The sequence below is a fragment of the Rhodospirillales bacterium genome (genome assembly GCA_016699855.1).
GTDB lineage: Bacteria > Pseudomonadota > Alphaproteobacteria > Reyranellales > Reyranellaceae.
Genome location: CP064988.1, coordinates 2,619,240 through 2,638,892 on the forward strand (window position 1 = coordinate 2,619,240; position 19,653 = coordinate 2,638,892).

14 protein-coding genes and 1 pseudogene are annotated in these 19,653 nt (G+C 71.4%); 10 read left to right on the top strand and 5 right to left on the bottom strand.

The features are described from left to right. The first annotated feature begins 192 nt into the window (after positions 1-192). Both selD and mobB read left to right on the top strand, forming a co-directional pair. Positions 193-2,430, top strand: a complete 2,238-nt coding sequence (gene selD / locus IPK81_12355; protein QQS14863.1) for a selenide, water dikinase SelD — start codon at positions 193-195, stop codon at positions 2,428-2,430. A 45-nt stretch (positions 2,431-2,475) separates the two neighbouring features. After that, the gene (gene mobB / locus IPK81_12360) at positions 2,476-2,976 is read left to right on the top strand and encodes a molybdopterin-guanine dinucleotide biosynthesis protein B (protein QQS14864.1); all 501 of its coding nucleotides are present in this window, start codon (positions 2,476-2,478) and stop codon (positions 2,974-2,976) included. A 27-nt stretch (positions 2,977-3,003) separates the two neighbouring features. Here mobB and IPK81_12365 read toward each other — a convergent pair whose 3' ends face one another. Continuing rightward, positions 3,004-4,149, bottom strand: coding sequence for an acyl-CoA dehydrogenase family protein (locus tag IPK81_12365; protein QQS14865.1), 1,146 nt, complete (start codon positions 4,147-4,149; stop codon positions 3,004-3,006). A gap of 127 nt (positions 4,150-4,276) precedes the next feature. After that, positions 4,277-5,362 carry an SDR family oxidoreductase gene (locus tag IPK81_12370; GenBank protein ID QQS14866.1) on the bottom strand — a complete coding sequence of 362 codons (1,086 nt, stop codon included), beginning with the start codon at positions 5,360-5,362 and terminating at the stop codon, positions 4,277-4,279. A gap of 38 nt (positions 5,363-5,400) precedes the next feature. Here IPK81_12370 and IPK81_12375 point away from each other — a divergent pair, with 38 nt between their 5' ends. After that, entirely contained in the window at positions 5,401-6,147 is a 747-nt protein-coding gene (locus IPK81_12375; GenBank protein ID QQS14867.1) for a YbaY family lipoprotein, read from the top strand. A gap of 10 nt (positions 6,148-6,157) precedes the next feature. On the opposite strand, the gene IPK81_12380 is transcribed toward IPK81_12375, so the two are convergent. From IPK81_12380 to IPK81_12390, 3 genes and pseudogenes are all read right to left on the bottom strand, one after another. Beyond that, positions 6,158-7,051 (bottom strand): hypothetical protein, encoded by an 894-nt coding sequence (locus IPK81_12380; GenBank protein QQS14868.1) that lies wholly within the window; start codon positions 7,049-7,051, stop codon positions 6,158-6,160. Positions 7,052-7,130: 79 nt separating this feature from the next. Further along, positions 7,131-8,090: a ribonucleotide-diphosphate reductase subunit beta gene (locus tag IPK81_12385; GenBank protein QQS14869.1), complete on the bottom strand. Its 960-nt coding sequence runs from the start codon at positions 8,088-8,090 to the stop codon at positions 7,131-7,133. A gap of 143 nt (positions 8,091-8,233) precedes the next feature. After that, positions 8,234-10,097: pseudogene (locus tag IPK81_12390) on the bottom strand (ribonucleoside-diphosphate reductase subunit alpha). Between the two features lie 643 nt (positions 10,098-10,740). Between IPK81_12390 and IPK81_12395 the strand changes: the two are divergent. The 7 genes from IPK81_12395 to ccmE all read left to right on the top strand — a co-directional run bounded on the left by IPK81_12395 (position 10,741) and on the right by ccmE (position 19,647). Then, on the top strand, positions 10,741-15,561 hold the full coding sequence (locus IPK81_12395; GenBank protein QQS14870.1) for an NAD-glutamate dehydrogenase: 4,821 nt from the start codon (positions 10,741-10,743) through the stop codon (positions 15,559-15,561). Between the two features lie 383 nt (positions 15,562-15,944). After that, entirely contained in the window at positions 15,945-16,808 is an 864-nt protein-coding gene (locus IPK81_12400) for an AraC family transcriptional regulator (GenBank protein ID QQS14871.1), read from the top strand. A 112-nt stretch (positions 16,809-16,920) separates the two neighbouring features. Continuing rightward, the gene (gene ccmA / locus IPK81_12405; GenBank protein ID QQS14872.1) at positions 16,921-17,592 is read left to right on the top strand and encodes a heme ABC exporter ATP-binding protein CcmA; all 672 of its coding nucleotides are present in this window, start codon (positions 16,921-16,923) and stop codon (positions 17,590-17,592) included. Continuing rightward, positions 17,589-18,254, top strand: a complete 666-nt coding sequence (gene ccmB, locus IPK81_12410) for a heme exporter protein CcmB (GenBank protein ID QQS14873.1) — start codon at positions 17,589-17,591, stop codon at positions 18,252-18,254. The genes ccmA and ccmB overlap by 4 nt, the downstream gene beginning before the upstream one ends. Before the next feature lie 54 nt (positions 18,255-18,308). Next, positions 18,309-19,022, top strand: a complete 714-nt coding sequence (locus IPK81_12415) for a heme ABC transporter permease (GenBank protein QQS15081.1) — start codon at positions 18,309-18,311, stop codon at positions 19,020-19,022. Then, positions 19,019-19,195, top strand: a complete 177-nt coding sequence (gene ccmD, locus IPK81_12420; GenBank protein QQS14874.1) for a heme exporter protein CcmD — start codon at positions 19,019-19,021, stop codon at positions 19,193-19,195. Before IPK81_12415 ends, ccmD begins: the two co-directional genes overlap by 4 nt. Further along, positions 19,192-19,647, top strand: coding sequence for a cytochrome c maturation protein CcmE (ccmE, locus tag IPK81_12425; protein QQS14875.1), 456 nt, complete (start codon positions 19,192-19,194; stop codon positions 19,645-19,647). The genes ccmD and ccmE overlap by 4 nt, the downstream gene beginning before the upstream one ends. Positions 19,648-19,653: the final 6 nt, after the last annotated feature.

Genomic DNA, 19,653 nt, shown 5'->3' on the forward strand with positions numbered 1-19,653 from the left:
CCACCGCGCACGCCTCCATCGCATGCCCGCGCTGTTACCCATCCGCCCGGACTTTTCCGTGAACCATCACCCCGATCCAGACACCTTCTCCCCCGAAGACGGGGGAGAAGGGAGGGTGAGGCGGCGCCGTGACCCCGCGGCGACCGCCCGCTAGAGTGCGCGCGCCATGACCGACTCCGCCCGCCACACCGCATGACCACCGACGCGCCCGCGCGCCTGGAACTGGTGCTGGTCGGTGGCGGCCATTCGCATGTCGAGGTGCTGCGCCAGGCGGCGATGACGCGGCCCGCGCATGTCCGGATCACCGTGATCGCGCGCGACCTCGAGACGCCGTACTCCGGCATGCTGCCGGGTCTGATCGCGGGCCACTACACGGCGGAGGAATGCCACATCGACCTGCGGCCGCTCTGCGTCGCGGCCGGCGCCCGGCTGTACCATGCCGAGGCGGTCGGGCTCGATCCGATGGGCCAGCGGGTGCTGTGCGCCGGCCGGCCGCCGGTGGCGTACGAGCGGCTGTCGCTGGATATCGGCTCGCGGCCGGACATGCGCGCCATCCCCGGCGCCGACCGCTTCGCGCTGCCGGTGAAGCCGGTCGACGTGTTCCGCGCGCGCTGGGCGGCGCTGGAGGGGCGGCTGCGCGCCCACGACGGCGCGCCGCTGGACATCGTCGTGGTCGGCGGCGGCGCCGGCGGCGTCGAACTCTGCCTCTCCTTGCAGGTGCGCCTGAAGAACGCCGGCTTTGGCGGCCGCGCGCGCTTCGCGCTGGTCTCGAAATCAGGCACGCCGCTCCCGACGCACCCGCCCGCCGTCCAGCGCGCCTTCGCGCGCACGCTGGCGGAACGCGGCGTCGCGGCGCGCTTCGGGCTCGGCGTGACCGAGGTGCGGGCCGACGCGGTGGTGTTGTCGGACGGCGCGACGCTGCCCTGCGATCTCGCGGTCTGGACGACGCACGCCGGCGCCCCGGGCTGGCTTGGCGCCGCCGGCCTGGCCGTGGACGGGTCCGGCTTCATGCGCGTCGACGCGTCCCTGCGCTCGATCTCGCACGCCGACATCTTCGGCGCCGGCGACATCGTCGCGTTCGAGCCCAGGCCGCTGGCCAAGGCCGGCGTGTTCGCGGTGCGCGAGGGGCCGGTGCTGGCGCGCAATCTGCTGGCGCGGCCCGACGCGCCGCTCGAACGCTACGCGCCGCAGCGGCATTTCCTGACCTTGATCTCGACCGGCGACAAGCACGCCATCGGCGCGCGCGGGCCGTGGTTGTGGTTCCGCGGCGACTGGGTGTGGCGCTGGAAGGACCGCATCGACCGGCGTTTCATGCGGATGTACCAGACGCTGCGTCCCGGCATGGCGGCGATGGGCGGCGGCGCGGCGATGGCCGCGCCGGGCGACGCCGCCCTGGTCGCGATGCGCTGCGCCGGTTGCGGCGCCAAGATCGGCGGCGACGTGCTGCGCCGCGCGCTGGACGGCGTCGACATCCCGAAGCGCGACGACATCCTGCTGGGCGTGCGCGACGCCGAGGATTCCAGCGCCATCGCCGTGCCGCCGGGCAAGGCGCTGGTGCAGAGCGTCGATTTCTTCCGCGCGCTGATCGACGATCCCTGGCTGTTCGGCCGCATCGCGGCGCTGCACTGCCTGTCCGATCTCCACGCCACCGGCGCCGCGGCGCACAGCGCGCTGATGACGGCCGTGCTGCCGCACGCGCCGGAGGCGCTGCAGGAGGCCGATCTCGGCGCGTTGCTGCGCGGCGTGACCGAGGAGCTGGCGCGCGACGGCGCCATCCTGATCGGCGGCCACACCGGCGAGGGTCCCGAGCTGGCGCTGGGTCTCACGGTCAACGGGCTGGCGGCGCCAGATCAACTCCTACGCAAAGGCGCGTTGAGGGTGGGCGACGCGCTGATCCTGACCAAACCGCTGGGCACCGGCGCGCTGTTCGCGGCCGACATGCGCGGCGAGGCGCGCGGACCGTGGATCGCGGCGGCCATCGAATCGATGCTGCGGTCGAACGCCGGCCCCGGCGCGCTGGCGCGCGGCCATGGCGTGGCGGCGTCCACCGACGTCACCGGCTTCGGGCTCGGCGGCCATCTGCTGGAGATGCTGCGCGCGTCCGGCCACGACGCGGCGCTGTCGCTGGGCGCGCTGCCGGCGCTGCCCGGCGCGCTGGACTGCCTGGCGCGTGGGTTCGCCAGCACCTTGGCGCCCAGCAACGCCCGGGCGGCGCGCGCCGCGACGCTGGACGGGCCGCGCGCCGACGATCCGCGCATCGGCCTGCTCCACGATCCGCAGACGTCGGGCGGCCTGCTGATCGGCGTCGGCGAGGACAAGGCCGGGACGCTGCTGGCGGCGCTGCGCATCGGCGGCGCGCCCGACGCGGCGCGGATCGGCGTCGTGGTCGCGCGCGCCGGCGACGCGGCGCGCTTCGCGATCCGCGATTGACAAGGCGCGGTGGGCAAACCGCGCGAACCCCCCTATACCGGCGGCATGAAACTTCTGGGCATCGTCGGCTGGAGCGGCAGCGGCAAGACCACGCTGATCGAACGCCTGATCCCGGCGCTGCGCGCCGCCGGAATCAGCGTGTCGACGATCAAGCGCTCGCACCACGGCTTCGACGTCGACAGCGAGGGCAAGGATTCGTGGCGCCACCGCCAGTCCGGCGCCCACGAGGTGATGGTCGCCTCCGACCTGCGCTGGGCGCTGATGCGCGAGAACCGCGACGGCGGCGCCATCGCGCTCGAGGATCTGGTGGCGCGGATGGAACCGGTCGACCTGATCCTGGTCGAGGGCTTCTCGACCCGGCCGCACGACAAGATCGAGGTGTGGCGCGCGGCCCACGGCCGCAAGCTGCGCGCCGCCGACGATCCCGGCCTGCTGGTGGTCGCGGCGCCCCGCGCCGACTGGCTGGCCGACGCCGCCGGCGGCTTCCTCGACCTCGACGACCCGCACGCCGTGGCGCGGTTCATCGTCGCGTGGCTGAAAACGTAGGCTGCCACTCGCGTCGGTCGCCCCGCGCTACCGCCCCATCATGCTGCGCGCGATGATGGTCTTCATCACCTCGATCGAGCCGCCGGCGATGCGGGCGTAGCGGGCGTCGACATAGGCGCGCGCGATCGGGAACTCGGCCATGTAGCCGTAGCCGCCGAAGAACTGCAGGCACTCGTCGACCACCTTGGCCTGCAGCTCCGTGGTCAGCATCTTGGCCATGGCGGCGTCGACCGAGTCGAACTTGCGCTCCAGATGCAGCTCGACGCAGCGGTCGACGAACACCCGCTGCGCGGTGATCTGCGCCTGCAGCTCGGCCAGCTTGAACTGCGTGTTCTGGAACGCGCCGATCGGCTTGCCGAAGGCCTTTCGCTCCTGCACGTACTCGAGCGTCCAGCGCATCGCCGCCTCGGACGCGACCACGGCGCGGATCGCCTGGGTCAGGCGCTCCTGCGCCAGCTCGTTCATCAGCAGCGTGAAGCCCTGGCCCTCGTCGCCCAGCAGGTTGGCCACCGGCACGCGCACGTCGTCGAAGAACAGCTCCGAGGTGTCCTGCGAGTGCATGCCCAGCTTCTTGAGCTTGCGGCCGCGGCGGAAGCCCGGCCGGTCGGTCTCGACCACGATCAGGCTGGTGCCCTTGGCGCCCAGCGCCGGATCGGTCTTGCAGGCGACGATCACCAGGTCGGCGGTCTGGCCGTTGGAGATGAACACCTTCTGGCCGCTGATCACGTAGCTGTCGCCGTCGCGCCGCGCCGTGGTGCGGATCGCCTGCAGATCCGAGCCGGCCGACGGCTCGGTCATGGCGATGGCGCCGATCGCGTCGCCGCTGGCCATGCGCGTCAGCCACGATTTCTTCTGCTGCTCCGATCCGTATTTCAGGATGTAGGGCGCGACGATGTCGGAGTGCAGGCCGAAGAACACGCCGGTCGCGCCGACCCGGCCGATCTCCTCCATGACGATGGTGCAATGGCGGAAATCGCCGCCCGGTCCGCCGTACTCCTCCGGCACCTCGCACAGCAGCATCCCCGCCGCGCCCGCCTTGCGCCAGACCTCGCGCGGCACCATCGCCTCGCTCTCCCAGCGCGCGTAGTGGGGCGCGATCTCCTCGTCGACGAAGCGGCGCACGGAATCGCGGAACATCTCGTGCTCTGGCGTGAACAGCGTGCGCGGGATCATCGGGGTCTCCGGAGCGGAATCTGGAACGACGTCTAGACTGTCATTCCGAGCGCAGCGAGGAATCTTTCGCCGGCGCCAAGATCCCTCGCTGCGCTCGGGATGACATGACTACGCCGCCGTCGTGCCATCACAGCGGCGGGAGATAGCGCAGGCGGCGCAGTTCGTCGAACCAATCCGCCAGCATGTCCTCGGTGTCGACGGCGTCGTGGAAGCCGGCGAGCAGCGCTTTGACGGTGCTGACGATGATCGGCGGACCCGGCCGCTCGCGGCCGTGGGCGAACTGGAAATCGGCGTAGATGAAGGAGTCGCCCACGAAATCGCGCAGCGTGGTCGGCCGCAGCCCGTGCGCCCTCGTGATCGCCGCCCATTCCGCCTCGCGGCCGGGCATGTCCTCGGCCAGCCGCAGCGGCCGCGCCTCGCCTTCGGCCATGCCGAACGCCGCCGCGATCGCCGGCCAGAGGTTGCGCCAGACGTAGACGTCGCCGTTGGCGATGTTGAACGTCTCGCCGGCCGCCGCCGGGCTGCCGCCGGCCCAGTCGATGGCGCGCGCCAGCAGCTTGGCGCAGGTCGCGGAGGCGACGTAGGGCGCGCCGCCGGGCCAATGCAGCGGCTCGCCGCGCGCCTTCAGCAGCGTCGCGTAGGCGCCGAGCGCCGAGAGCATGTTCATCGGACTGCCGGGGCCGTGGCCGAACACGACCTGTGGCCGCAGGACGGTGAAGGTCCAGTCCTTGCCGCGCTGGGCGGCGCGCAGCCAATCCTCCTGCAGCCAGTAGAAGTTGTCGTGGCCGTGGCGCGGCCAGCGTTCGCGCGCCGGCACCTTGAACGGCTTGAGATGCACGCCGTAGGCCTTGGTGCCCTGCAGCAGCGTGACGTGGCGCAAGCCTTTCGCGACCGTCTCCAGCGGCGCCATGACGTTGCGCAGCATCGCCAGATTGGTCTCCATCTGGTCGCGCTCGTGCCAGCCCTGGATCAGGCCGGGCTTCTCGAACAACGCGGCGTAGACCACGTGCGTGACGTCCGCGGCCGACTCCATCGCCGCCGCGCACGCTCCGGCGTCGGCGAGGTCGAGCGCGATATGGCGGTGCGGACCCTCGAGGTCCGGCGCGCGCCGCGACACCGCGATGGCGCGCGCGCCGGGCGCGGCGTTCTGGAGCGCGAGGACGGCGCGGCCGACGATGCCGGAGGCGCCGACGACGAGGACGGTCTTGGTCATGGACGGCCGCGTTGGCGTGGAGCGGCGGGGACGCTAGCATGCGCGCGGCGCCGTGGCGCGCCGGCACGGTGGAGGCGGGCATGCGTGGTGGTCATCGGCGGTGGATCGCGGTCGTCGGCGCGCTCGCGGCGGCGGCGCCGGCGGCGGGCAGCGCGCAGGGCGACGGCGAGGGCATCTCGTCGACCGCGATCTCGCGTTGCGCCGGCAAGGTCGGCATCGAGACACGCGAGAAGGACCAGGCGTTCGGCGCCATCGCGCTCGACGGCATGCCGTGGGTGCTGATCGAGCGCACCGAGGAGATGGTCGGCTCCCAGGCCATCGCGACGACGGTGAGCGGCACCGGCGTGTTCCGCCGGCGCGAGGGAACGACGGTGGCGTTCCGCTTCGTCTGCATGATCGCGCCGACAGGGGCGGCCGTGTCGTTCCACAGCGCCATGATCGACGTCACCCGCGGCGAGACGCTGCCGCCGTCGACGATGGTGCGAGGCGCCGCCGCGCTGGGGAAGCCCGGCCCGGTGCCGCGCGGCGCCGAGCTGCGGGTCCAGCTGCTCGACACCGCCGCGCGCAACGGCCCGGAGATCCTGGCCGAGCAGGTCGTGCGCTCGGGCTGGCAGGCGCCGATTCCGTTCGGACTGCGCGTTCCCGGCGCGACCAAGTTCGACGGCCGCACGCTGGTCGTGACCGCGCGCGTCGTCCTCGCGGGCAAGACGCTGGCGGCGTTGAAGGCGCCGCGGCCGGTGACCGCCGACGAGCTGAAACGGCCGCTGGAGCTGACGCTCGAGTGAGGCGGCGCCGTCAGCGGCCGCCGCAGGCCGGGTTCGGGAAGGCGTTCAGCTCCTTCGCGTAGGCCTGCCAGACGAAGCCCTCGCGCTTGAAGGTGAAGGCCGAGATCACGCCGCTCTGGTGCAGCGTGAACGTCGATTCGACCCACTCGCCGACGCCCTTCGACGTCATCTTGAGCGTCCAGCTCGGAGTCTTGAGCAACGGGGAATCGAGCTTCGGCGGCGGCGCGACGACGACGGCGCCACGCGGCGGTGGCGGCGGCGGTTTGGCCGGCACGGCGGCCGCCGGCACGAGCTCGAAGGTCGCGTCGATCGGCGTGTGGAAGCGGCCGATCTCGACGGTCGTCACCTTCCACGACGGCGCCGGCGCGCCTGGCGGCAACGGTTGCAGCGCGGCGAGCTGGTCGATGAGCGCGGCGCGCAGCGCGACCGGCGGCAGGGCGCCGGCCGGCACCGGCACCTTGCGTGCGATCTTGTCGGACTTCATGTCGAGCGTGCCCGGCGCGGTGGCGCCGCCGAACAGGATCGTGCCGCGGGTCTGCTCGCTGGCCGAGACGGCGCGGTAGCTCGCCTCGTAGGCCATGCTGAGGCCGTCGAGCGCCTCCGAGAACTTGATCCGCTCGTTGTAGATGTCGGAGCGGTCCGACATCGCCGCCTTGGGGTCGCGCTTGCCGCCCTTGGTGGTCCGGTCGATCGAATAGTACAGCGCCGCGCCGTAGCCCCAGCCCTCGCAGGTCTTGGTCAGGGTGGCGGAGACCTGCGCCTCGAAACCGAGATCGGCCGGTGGCTTCTCGACCGAGACAAGGTAGCCGATGGCGTGGCCCTGGATGTCCGCCGCCGACGCGGGGGCGGCGGCCGGCAGGGCGGCGACCAAGGCGAGGTACGCGTATTTCACATAACCAGACATGCTGTGAATATACAGCAACTTCCGCCGTCAGTCTATTGTCAGGATTGGATAAATTTCGAAGCCGGCCAAGCGCCTCGAGTCAGGCGAACGCCTCCTCCCAGCTGCCGCGGGTCGAGGCCTTGGAGTACTCGGTGGAGCGGTTCTCGAAGAAATTGGTGTGCTCGACGCCGTTGAGGATCGCGTCGATCCACGGCAGCGGGTTCTTCTCGAGCCGGTAGATCGGCTTGAGGTCGAGCTGGGTCAGGCGGCGGTCGGCGATGTAGCGGATGTACTTCTTAACGTCCTCGGCGGTCATGCCCTCGATCCCGCCCATCTCGAAGGCGAGGTCGATGAAGGCGTCCTCGTGGTCGACGATGGTCGAGCAGGCGATGTAGAGCTCGCGCCGCAGCTCCTCGGTCCAGATCTCGGGGTTCTCGGCCACGAAGGTGCGGAACAGCCGCACGATCGAGTTGCAGTGCAGGGTCTCGTCGCGCACCGACCACGAGACGATCTGGCCCATGCCCTTCATCTTGTTGAAGCGCGGGAAGTTCAGCAGCATCGCGAAGCTGGCGAACAGCTGCAGGCCCTCGGTGAAGGCGCCGAACACGGCCAGGGTCTTGGCGATGTCGGCCTTCGAATCGACGTTGAAGCCCTGCATGTAGTCGTACTTGTCCTTCATCTCCTTGTAGCGGAGGAAGGCGGAGTACTCGGACTCGGGGATGCCGATGGTGTCGAGCAGGTGGCTGTAGGCGGCGATGTGCACGGTCTCCATGGCGGAGAACGCGGCCAGCATCATCTGCACCTCGGTCGGTTTGAACACCCGCGCGTAGTGCCGCATGTAGCAGTTGTTCACCTCGACGTCGGCCTGGGTGAAGAAGCGGAAGATCTGCGTCAGCAGATGGCGCTCGGACTCGCTGAGCTTGTTGCGCCAGTCCTTGACGTCGTCGGCCAGCGGCACCTCCTCGGGCAGCCAGTGGATGCGCTGCTGCGTCAGCCACGCGTCGTAGGCCCAGGGATAGTGGAACGGCTTGTAGATCGGCTTGGCGTCGAGCAGGGACATGGGGCGGCTTCGCGGTCGGTCGGATGCGGGGACGCCCGCGACGGGCGCGGGCCGGAGAAGAAGCGGCCGGTCCGCCGCCGCCATCGGGCGCGCGGGACGGACCGGCCGGTACTCTGGACGACGCCCGTCCGCCGGGCGTCAGACTACTGGCACGCGAGGCACTCTTCGTAGTTGTTGGCCTCTCCCCCGCCCATGGCGGCGAGAGGCAGGTCGGCGGGGGCGCCGGGGTGGGTCGCCGTGAGCGTGTCGAGGATCGGCCCGGCGGTGTCGCCGGCCGCCGACTCGGCGCGCTGGATGCTGAGGGAGCGGCAGTAGTAGAGGCTCTTCACGCCGCGCTTCCACGCCATCATGTGGATCTGGTGCAGGTCGCGCTTGTGCACGTCGGCCGGCAGGAAGACGTTGAGCGACTGCGACTGGCAGATCGACGGCGTGCGGTCGGCGGCGTGCTCGATCAGCCAGCGCTGGTCGAGCTCGAACGCGGTCTTGAACACCGCCTTCTCGTCGTCGTCGAGGAAGTCGAGGCCGCGCACCGAGCCGCGGTCGAGCGTGATCGCCGTCCACGTGTCCTCGTCGTCGCGCCCCTTCGCGGCCAGCACCTTCTGGAGATGCGGGTTGCGCACGCTGAACGAGCCGCTGAGCGTCTTGTGCGTGAAGACGTTGGCGGCGATCGGCTCGATGCCGGGCGAGGTGCCGCCGCAGATGATCGAGATCGACGCCGTCGGCGCGATCGCCAGCTTGTTGGAGAACCGCTCCTTGATGCCGAAATCGGCCGCGTCGGGGCAGGCGCCGCGCTCGTCGGCGAGCTTAACGGAGGCGGCGTCGCAGCCCGACTTGATGTGCTTGAACATCTTCTTGTTCCAGACCTTCGCCATCACCGATTCGAGCGGGATGCCGTTGGCCTGGAGGAAGGAGTGGAAGCCCATGACGCCGAGCCCGACGCTGCGCTCGCGCATCGCGGCGTAGGCGGCGCGCTCGAAATCGGCGCCGCAGTTGTCGATGAAGCCCTGCAGCACGTTGTCGAGGAAGCGCATCACGTCCTCGATGAAGGTCGGATGCTCGTGCCACTCGAAATACGTCTCGAGGTTCAGCGACGACAGGCAGCACACGGCCGTGCGCTCGCGGCCGAAGCGGTCGATGCCGGTCGGCAGCGTGATCTCGCTGCACAGGTTCGAGGTCTTGACCGTCAGGCCCTGGAGCTTCTGGTGCTCGGGCAGGGCGCGGTTCACGTGGTCGATGAAGACGATGTAGGGCTCGCCGGTCTCGACGCGCGCCGTCAGGATGCGGATCCACAGCGCCCGCGCCGAGACCTTGCGCAGCGGCGCGCCGTCCTTGGGCGAGGTCAGCGCCCATTCCTCGTCGGCCTCGACCGCGCGCATGAAGGCGTCGGGAATGAGGATGCCGTGGTGCAGGTTCAGCGCCTTGCGGTTGGGATCGCCGCCGGTCGGGCGGCGGATCTCGATGAACTCCTCGATCTCGGGGTGGCTGATCGGCAGGTAGACCGCCGCCGAGCCGCGCCGCAGCGAGCCCCTGCGAGATCGCCAGCGTCAGCGAATCCATCACGCGGATGAAGGGGATGGCGCCCGAGGTCTTGCCGTTCAGCCCGACCTTCTCGCCGATCGAGCGCAAATTGCCCCAATAGGAGCCGATGCCGCCGCCGCGCGCCGCCAGCCAGACGTTCTCGTTCCACAGCTTGAGGATGCCCTCGAGCGAATCGTTGGCCTCGTTGAGGAAGCAGGAGATCGGCAGGCCGCGGGTCGTGCCGCCGTTCGACAGCACCGGCGTCGCCGGCATGAACCAGAGGTTGGAGATGTAGTCGTAGAGCCGCTGGGCGTGCGCGTCGTCGTCGGCGTAGGCCAGCGCCACGCGGGCGAATAGATCCTGGTAGGTCTCGCCGGGTAGCAGATAGCGGTCGGACAGTGTCGCCTTGCCGAAGGCCGTGAGCTTGTCGTCGCGACCGGGATCGGTCACAACCCGTCCACCGCTCTGAAGCTGAACTACATCAAACACTTGGCGCCCCCGTCTCACCTGTTATCCACCCCTGTGGAAAGGATGGCTTGTTGATACTCACTAGATGTTGGTGAGGTCCGTCACTTAGCTACTATATGTCGATCATATGACGTTCAAAGATCGAGTCACGGCCAAACTTATTCATTGGCCATGAATCTCAAGTAATCAGAGGCAATCATCTGAAAACAAAGGGATTTTGATTCCTCTTTATTGACCATACGCCTCAGTCGGAATTGATATTGCGGTGCGGTCGAAAAGAGAACAAAACGCGCATCTGCCTGATTTCCGCCGAGTCGGACCAGATTGTCAAGCGTTCGGCGCGGCGACACGCGACGGTGATCGAGAAACGCCGTCCGTAGCGGTACAATTCGCACTCAACACAACATATGGTCGGTCGTGGACCATGTTGTGCCGCACTCGACAGTGTCGCCACCAGTGAAAACGGGCGCGTTCTCCAGCCGGCCGGCGTATGTCGGCCGCCCGGCCGTCGATCAAGGTCCCCCGATCCCGTCGCATGCCCGGATTTCACCATGGGCGCTCACTTGCCAAACCATGGTGGCGGGGCGGACGATGCGCTAGCATTCCACAGCGGAGACCGGCGGCGGAAGCCGCCGACCAAGACGTCGCGAGCAGGGAGGACGCCATGACTCAGCGCGCATCCGACGGATCCGCGGACGCGCTCGACGCGGTCGTCGCCGCCGCGCGCGCGCGGGGCGGCGAGGACGCCGCGCGCTTCGCGCGGGCGCTGCACGAGGGGCTGGCGCCCGAGGACGTCGCCGCCGTCGCGCCGGAGACCCGCGCGGCGCAAAGCCTCGCGCTGTTCGGCTTCCTCGCGGCGCGCGACGCCGGCGCCGTCAAGTTGCGCGTCTACGACCCCGTGGCCGGGACGCACGGGTACGCCGCGCGCGGCAGCGTCGTGGAGATCGTCAACGACGACATGCCGTTCCTGGTCGACTCGGTCCGCATCGAGCTGGCGCGGCGCGACCTCGCGGTCGGCCTGATGGCGCATCCGGTGGTGCCGGTGGCCCGCGACGCCGCCGGCGCTTTGACGGGCTTCGGCGCCGGCGTCGCGGGCGCGCGGCGTGAATCGGTGATGCGGCTGGAGATCGACCGCGCCGGCGACGCCGGCGCGCGCGACGACCTCGCCGCCGCGCTGGCGCGCGCGCTCGACGAGGCCCGGCTGGCGGTGACCGACTGGAAGGCGATGCGCCAGGCGGCGCTCGACGCGGCGCGCGACCTGCCGGCGGACGATCCGGAATCGGCCGAGGCCGCGGCGTTCCTGCGCTGGCTGGAGGCCGACCACTACACCTTCCTCGGCTGCCGCCGCTTCACCTACCATCCCGGCGCCACCGGCGAGATCGCCTACGAAGTCGTGCCCGGCTCCGGCCTCGGCATCCTGCGCGGCGACGACGAGCGGCTGTTCGATCCGCATCCCGCCGGCCGCGCCGCGCTGGCGGCGTTCGCGAAGGGACCGGCGCCGCTGCTGGTGGTCAAGAGCGACCGGCCCTCGCGCGTGCACCGCGCCGGCGCGATGGACGTGGTCGCGGTCAAGCTGCGCGACGCCGACGGCAAGGCGACCGGCGAGTGGCGCTTCGCCGGCCTCTTCACGTCGACCGTCTACCACAGCTCGCCGCGCGACATCCCGCTGCTGCGCCACAAGGTCGCGCGCACGCTGGCGCGCGCCGGCTTCGAGCCCGCCAGCCACGACGGCAAGGCGCTGCTCAACATCCTCGACGCCTACCCGCGCGACGAGCTGTTCCAGTCCAACGACGACGACCTGTTCGAGACCGCCACGGGCGTGCTGCGGCTGCAGGAGCGCCAGCGCGTGGCGCTGTTCGCCCGGCCGGACGCCGCGCGGCGTTTCGTGTCGTGCCTCGTCTACGCGCCGCGCGACAGCTACGACAGCGATCTGCGCCGGCGGTTCGCGGCGATTCTCGGGCGCGCGTACGGCGGCGCCGTCGAGTCGTACTCGGTCAGCGTCGGCGACACCTCGGCGCTGGCGCGCGTGCTGTTCGTGCTGCGCCCGGCCGATCCGATGGCGGCGCTGCCGGACGCCGAGGCGGTCGAGGCCGAGCTGGCCGAGGCGGCGCGCACCTGGGGCGACCGGCTGAAGGACGCGCTGGTGGCGCGCCATGGCGAGGAGATCGGTCTGGCGCGCGCGCGCGCCGCCACCGACGCGTTCCCGGCCGCGTACCGCGAGGCGTTCGACGGCGCCACGGCGGCGCGCGATCTGGAGCTGGCGATCGCGGTGCGCGGGGGCACGCCCCTGGGCATCGACCTGTACCGCCGTCCGGACCAGGCGCCGCACCAGGTCGCCGTGAAGGTGGCGCGCGCCGACCAGCCGATCCCGCTCTCCGACGTGCTGCCGACGCTGGAGAACATGGGCCTCCGCACCCTGACCGAGACGCCGCACCGCCTGTCGCTGCCCGACGGCGCCGTGTGGCTGCACGAATTCTCGCTCGAATCATCGGACGGCCGCGCGATCGACGTCGGCGCCGAGGGTGGCGACTTCGCCGGCGCGCTGACCGGCGTCTGGCTGGGCACGTTCGAGAATGACGGCTTCAACCGGCTGGTGCTGGCGGCGGGGCTCGACACGCGCGACGTGGTCGTGCTGCGCGCCTACGCCAAGTATCTGCGGCAGGCCGGCATCCCGTTCAGCCAGGAGTACATGGAGCGGGCGCTGGCCACGCATCCCGGCATCGCCGCCGACCTCGCCGCGCTGTTTCGCGCGCGGCTCGATCCGGCGCTGGGCGCGCCCGATTCGGAGGCCCGGGTCGAGGCCGCCGCGCGCGCGCGCGACGCCGTGCTGGCCGCGCTCGACGGGGTCGCGAGCCTGGACGAGGACCGCATCCTGAGGCGCTTCCTCAACGCCATCGAGTGCACGCTGCGCACCAACCTGTGGCAGGCCGGCGCCGACGGCGCGCCAAAGCCCTATGTCTCGTTCAAGATCGACAGCCGCCGGATCGACGACCTGCCGGCGCCGCGGCCGCTGGTCGAGATCTTCGTCTACAGCTCGCGGGTCGAGGCCATCCATCTGCGCGGCGGGCGCGTCGCGCGCGGCGGCATCCGCTGGTCCGACCGGCGCGAGGATTTCCGCACCGAGATCCTCGGCCTGATGAAGGCGCAGATGGTGAAGAACGCCGTGATCGTGCCGGTCGGCTCGAAGGGCGGCTTCTTCGTCAAGCGACCGCCGCTCGGCGGCACGCGCGAGCAGGCCCAGGCCGAGGGGATCGAGTGCTACAAGACACTGATCCGCGGCATGCTCGACATCACCGACAACCTGTCGCCCGAGGGCGGCGTGGTGCCGCCGTGGAGCGTGCTGCGCCATGACGGCGACGATCCCTACCTCGTGGTCGCCGCCGACAAGGGCACCGCGACGTTCTCGGACATCGCCAACGGCGTGTCGGCCGAGTACGGCTTCTGGCTCGGCGACGCCTTCGCCTCTGGCGGCTCGGCCGGATACGACCACAAGCGCATGGCGATCACCGCGAGGGGCGCGTGGGAGAGCGTCAAGCGCCACTTCCGCGAGACCGGACACGACGTCCAGACGACGCCGTTCACGGCGGTCGGCGTCGGCGACATGTCGGGCGACGTGTTCGGCAACGGGCTGCTGCGCTCCGACCGGACGCGGCTGCTGGCCGCGTTCGACCACCGCCACATCTTCGTCGACCCGGCGCCCGATCCGGCCACGAGCTTCCAGGAGCGGACGCGGCTGTTCATGCTGCCGCGCTCGTCGTGGGCGGACTACGACCGCGCCCTGCTGTCGCCGGGCGGCTTCATCGTCGAGCGCTCGGCCAAGTCGGTCGAGGTGCCGGCGGCGGCGCGCGCCATGCTCGGCGTGGCCGAGGAGCGCGTGACGCCCGTCGAGCTGATGCGCGCGATCATCAAGGCGCCGGTCGACCTGCTGTTCTTCGGCGGCATCGGAAACTACGTTAAGGCCTCGACCGAGGCGCACGCCGACGCCGGCGACAAGGCCAATGACGCGCTGCGGATCGACGGCCGCGAGATCCGCGCCCGCGTGGTCGGCGAGGGCGCCAATCTCGGCTGCACGCAGCGCGGCCGCATCGAGGCGGCGCAGGCCGGCGTGCGTATCAACACCGACGCGATGGACAACTCCGCCGGCGTCGACACCTCGGACCACGAGGTCAACATCAAGATCGCCCTGGGCGACGCCGTGCGCCGCGGCCAGATCTCGGTGCAGGAGCGCGACCTGCTGCTGGCCTCGATGACCGACGAGGTCGGCCATCTGGTGCTGCGCGACAACTACCAGCAGACCCAGGCGATCACGCTGGCGGCCGCGCAGGCGATGCCGGCGCACGAACGCCACGCGCGCATGATGCGGGCGCTGGACCGCGCCGGCCGGCTCGACCGCGCCGTCGAGTTCCTGCCCGACAACGACGCGATGAAGCGGCGCGCCGCCGCCGGGCAGCCACTGACGCGGCCGGAGCTGTGCGTGCTGCTGGCCTACGGCAAGATCGCGGTCAACGAGGAGATCCTGGCGTCGGACCTGCCCGACGACCCGCTGCTCGAGGGCGAGCTGTCGCGCTACTTCCCCGGCGCGATGCGCGAGGCGTTCGGCGATTCCATCCGCCGCCACCGGCTGAAGCGCGAGATCGTGTCGCTGCAGATCACCAACTCGCTGGTCAACCGAGTCGGCAGCACCTTCGTGCACGACATCCGCGAGCGCACCGGCGCCACCACCGCCGACATCGCGCGCTGCTTCGCGATCGTGCGCGACAGCTTCCTGCTGCGCGAGGTGTGGACCGACATCGAGGCGCTCGACGGCGCGCTGGTCGCCGACGCGCAGACCGCGATGCTGATCGCCACGCAGCGCCTGGTCGAGCGGGCCACGCTGTGGGCGCTGCGCGGTCTGCCGCGGCCGGTCGACATGACGAAGGCGGTCGACGCGCTGCGTCCTTCGGTGGCGATCCTCGCCGAGGGGCTCGAGGATCTGCTGCCGCAGGGCGAGCGTGCCGCGATCATGCAGCGCGCCGAGACGTTCCGCCTGGCCGGCGCGCCCGAGCCGCTGGCCCGGCGCGTGGCCGCGCTCGACACGCTGGGCGCGGCCGGCGATGTCGCGGCGCTGGCGGCGGTCGCGCGGGTCGGCGTGCCCGACGCCGCGCGGCTCTATTTCGAGCTGGGCGCGCGGCTCGGCTTCGACTGGCTGCGCGCGGCCGCCGAGCGCCTGCCGCGCGAGACGCCGTGGCAGATGATGGCGTCCAACGCGCTGGTCGACGACCTCGCGGGCGTGCAGCGCTCGCTGGCGGCGTCGGCGCTGTCGGGCGCGCCGGTCGACGCGCAGACCGTCGAAGTCGGCGGTCTGATCGAGCGGTGGATGACGCCCAGGCTCGAGGCGCTGGAGCGCGCCGAGCGCCTGATGGTCGACCTCAAGACGCAGCCGCAGGTCGACCTCGCGATGCTCACCGTCGCGGTCACAGAACTGCGCGGCCTGGCGACCGCCTGACCGCCGGTGGCGCGTCGAGGCGCGGCCGCCACAACGGGTTGGGCGGCGCCGTCGAAAGACTCGCGCGCGTGCACATAGGCGCGTGCGCTCGATTCAATAAACACCGGAATTTTATGGGTTTCGGCGCTCACGGCGGCGTGACGCAAATGTCACGGTTTCGCCCCAATTGGGCCTAGCGAAGGCCACCGCCGGCTCCTACCTATACCTGCGTATCTCCCCCGAACGTGGTTCCCCCAAACCACGTTCCGCCTCGCAAGAGGCTTTTGGCCGCCGTTCCAATTCTCCCCCCGGAACGGCGGCCATTTTCTTTTGTGGAGATCGATCGCGCCGCGCGTCGCGTTCTTCGCAATCGCGATCAACCGCGAACGTGTAGCGTCGCCGGCGTGAACAAGCCCGCCACCCGCCTCTCCTACGCCGACCGCATCGCGCGCGTCGTCGACCACATCGCGGCGAATCTCGACGCGACGCTGACGACCGAGCGCCTCGCGGCGGTCGCGCATTTCAGCCCCTACCATTTCCATCGCATCTATCTCGGCGTCACCGGCGAGACGGCCGGCGACACGATCCGCCGCTACCGCCTCAACCGCGCCGCGACGGCGCTGACGCATGGCGACCGCGCCATACCGGCCATCGCGCGCGAGGCCGGCTACGGCGGCGCGGCGGCGTTCACGCGCGCCTTCGCCGCGGTCTATGGCGCGACGCCCGGCGCCTACCGCCGCGCGCATCGCGGGCGCGACCATCGAACGGCGAACCAGCAGCAGGAGTCCGCGATGAGCCACCCCACCGAGATCGTCACGCTGCCCGCGCGGCGGCTGTTCATGGCGACGCACATCGGCCACTACCACGAGATGGCGGCGGCGTTCGACCGCACGGCGGCGTGGCTGGGCAGCCGCGGCCTGCTGGCCGACGACCGCGCGGCCATCGCGATCTACCGCGACCTCGATCCCAGCGTCGTGCCGTCGGCCAGGCGCCGCACCGACGTCGGGTTCTCGGTGGCGCCCGGCGTCGCCGCCACGGACGGATTCAAGATCGTCGATCTTCCCGGCGGCCGGCACGCGGTGATGCACCACAAGGGCCCCTACGCCGAGCTGGAAGCCGCGTGCTCATGGCTGTTCGGCGTTTGGCTACCGGCGAGCGGCGAGGAGACCGCCGACCGGCCGTTCTTCGACCACTACCTGAACGACTGCAAAGCGCTGCCGCCGGCGGAGTGGCGCACCGACGTGTGCGTGCCGCTGGCCGACCGCTGACGCCGCGGCGCTCCGCGCCGTCTTCGCGACGCGCGCGGACGTGATATGAAAGGCCCGCTCCGGGGCCGGCGATCGGTCGCGGACTTCCGCCATCCGGACCGTCACGCCCCGCATGCCCCGCCTCGTCGCCATCGACCTCGCCTGCCGCCGCGGCGGACGGCTGGTGTTCGCGGGCCTGGGCCTCGACGTCGGCGCCGGTGGCGCGCTGCTGCTGACCGGACGCAACGGCTGCGGCAAGTCCACGCTGCTGCGCGTGTTGGCGCTGCTGACGCCGGCGCTGCGCGGCACGTTCGCGTGGGACGGCGTGCCGGCCGCCGACGACGCCGACGCGTGGCGCGGCCGGATCGCCTGGCTGGGCCACGCCGAGGCGGTCAAGGGCGACCTCAGCGTACGCGAGAACCTGGTCTCGGCGGAGACCTTGAGACGTGGGCGCGCGCCGGCAGCGGCGGAGATCGCGCGGGCGGCGGAGCGGTTCGATCTCGGCCCGCTGCTCGACCGGCCCGGCCGCCATCTCTCGGCCGGCCAGCGCCGGCGCGCGGCGCTCGCCCGCGTGGTCCTGTCGGACGCGCCGCTCTGGCTGCTCGACGAGCCGGCCAGCGGCCTCGACGCCGCGTCGCGCGTCGCCCTGCACGAGGCCTTGGCGGCGCACCGCGGCGGTGGCGGCATCGCGGTCGTCTCGTCGCACGGCGAACTCGATCCGCCGGACGCGACGGTCATCGACGTCGGCGCCTTCGCACCGTCGGCCGCGGCCGACGACGCGCGCTGGACCGGGGACGCCGCGTGAGCCGCTTCACCACGCTGCTGGCGCGCGACATCCGGCTGATCTGGCGGCGGCCGGGCGACGTGGCCGTCGTGCTGGCGTTCTTCGTCCTGGCGGCGGCGCTGTTCCCGCTCGGCGTCGGCCCCGAGCCGAACGCGTTGCGGCGGATCGCGCCGGGCGTGCTCTGGGTGTCGGCGCTGTTCGCCGCGATGCTGTCGCTCGACCGCCTGTTCGCCGACGACCAGGCCGACGGCACCCTCGACCATCTGATCCTGTGCGGCCTGCCGCTGGAGCTGGCGGCGCTCGCGAAATGCCTGGCCCATTGGCTGACGTCGGGCCTGCCGCTGGCGATCCTGTCGCCGGCGCTCGGCCTGCTGTTCGGCCTCGACCACCAGGCGGTCGCGGTGCTCGCGGGAACGCTGCTGCTGGGGACGCCCAGCCTGTCGCTGCTGGGCGGACTCGGGGCGGCGCTGACGCTCGGCGCCCGCCGTGGCGGGGCGCTTCTGGCGCTGCTGGTGTTGCCGCTGGCGGTGCCGATCCTCATCTTCGGGGTGGGCGCGGTGGAGTCGCTGGTAACCGGCGACGGAATCGTAACCCACTTCGCGTTGCTGGGCGCCTTCCTCGCCGGCGGCGTCGCGACGCTGCCCTGGGCGATGGCGGCGGCGCTGCGGCAGGCTGCGGAGTAGACACGCGCGCGGAAACCGGGTTTTAGGAGCGCCGGGAGAGGCCCGATGCCGTCGATCCACGTTCTCGCCAATCCAGCGCGGTTCCAGCGCTTCAGCGCCCGCGTCCAGCCGTGGCTCGCGGCGGCGACGGCGGCGCTGTGGCTGGCGGGGCTCTATCTCGCGCTGGTCGGATCGCCGGCGGACTACCAGCAGGGCGAGACGGTCCGCATCATGTTCGTGCACGTGCCGGCGGCGTGGCTGGCGATGGGCGGCTACGCCTTCCTCGCCGCGATGGGCGCCTCGCTGCTGGTCTGGCGCCATCCGCTGTCGGCGTTGCTGGCGCGCGCGACGGCGCCGGTCGGCGCCGCCTGCGCCCTGATCTGCCTGGTGAGCGGCTCGTTCTGGGGCCGACCGATGTGGGGCACGTGGTGGGTGTGGGACGCGCGGCTGACGTCGATGTTGCTGTTGTTCTTCCTCTATCTCGGCCACATGGCGCTGGCGCGCGCGTTCGAGGATTCCGAGCGCGGCGACAAGGCGTCGGCGGTGCTGGCGCTGGTCGGCCTGGTCAACCTGCCGGTGATCAAGTTCTCGGTCGACTGGTGGAACACGCTGCACCAGCCGGCCTCGGTGCTGAAGCTCGACGGACCCGCGATCCATCCGACGATCCTGACGCCGCTGCTGGTGATGGCCGCCGCCTATCTCGCGTTGTTCGCGCTGCTGACGCTGATCCGCACCGACGTCGAGCTGGCGCGCCGGCGGCTCGAGACCGCCGCGATGGCCGGCGCATGAGCGGTTTCCTCGCCATGGGCGGCTACGGCGCCTATGTCTGGCCATCCTACGCGGTCGCGGCGCTGGCGCTGGGCGGCCTGCTGGCGGTGTCGCTGGCGCAGCGCGCCGCGGCGCGGCGCGAGCTGGCCGCGCGCGGCCTCGACCGGCGCAAGCGCGGCGGGGGCGACGCATGACGCCGAAGCGCAAACGCCTGTGGCTGGTGCTGGGGTCGGTCGGCGCTTTGGGCGTGGCGGTCGGGCTGGTGCTGTCGGCGCTCGACGACAACCTCGTCTTCTTCAACTCGCCGACCCAGATCGCCGAGAAACGCCCGCCGCCGGACAAGCGGCTGCGGGTCGGCGGGCTGGTCGCGCCGGGCAGCGTCGAGAAGCAAGGCACGGTCGCGACGTTCGAGATCACCGACACGCGCACGGTCCTGAAGGTGACCTACACCGGCGTGCTGCCCGATCTGTTCCGCGAGGGCCAGGGCGCCGTGATCGAGGGCTCGGTGCGCGCCTACGGCGTGTTCGTCGCCCGCGAGGTCCTGGCCAAGCACGACGAGAACTACATGCCGCCGGAGGTCGCCAAGGCGTTGAAGGACGCCGGCCACTGGAAGGACGGCGCCAAGCCGGAGGCTCCGCGCAAATGAGCCGGC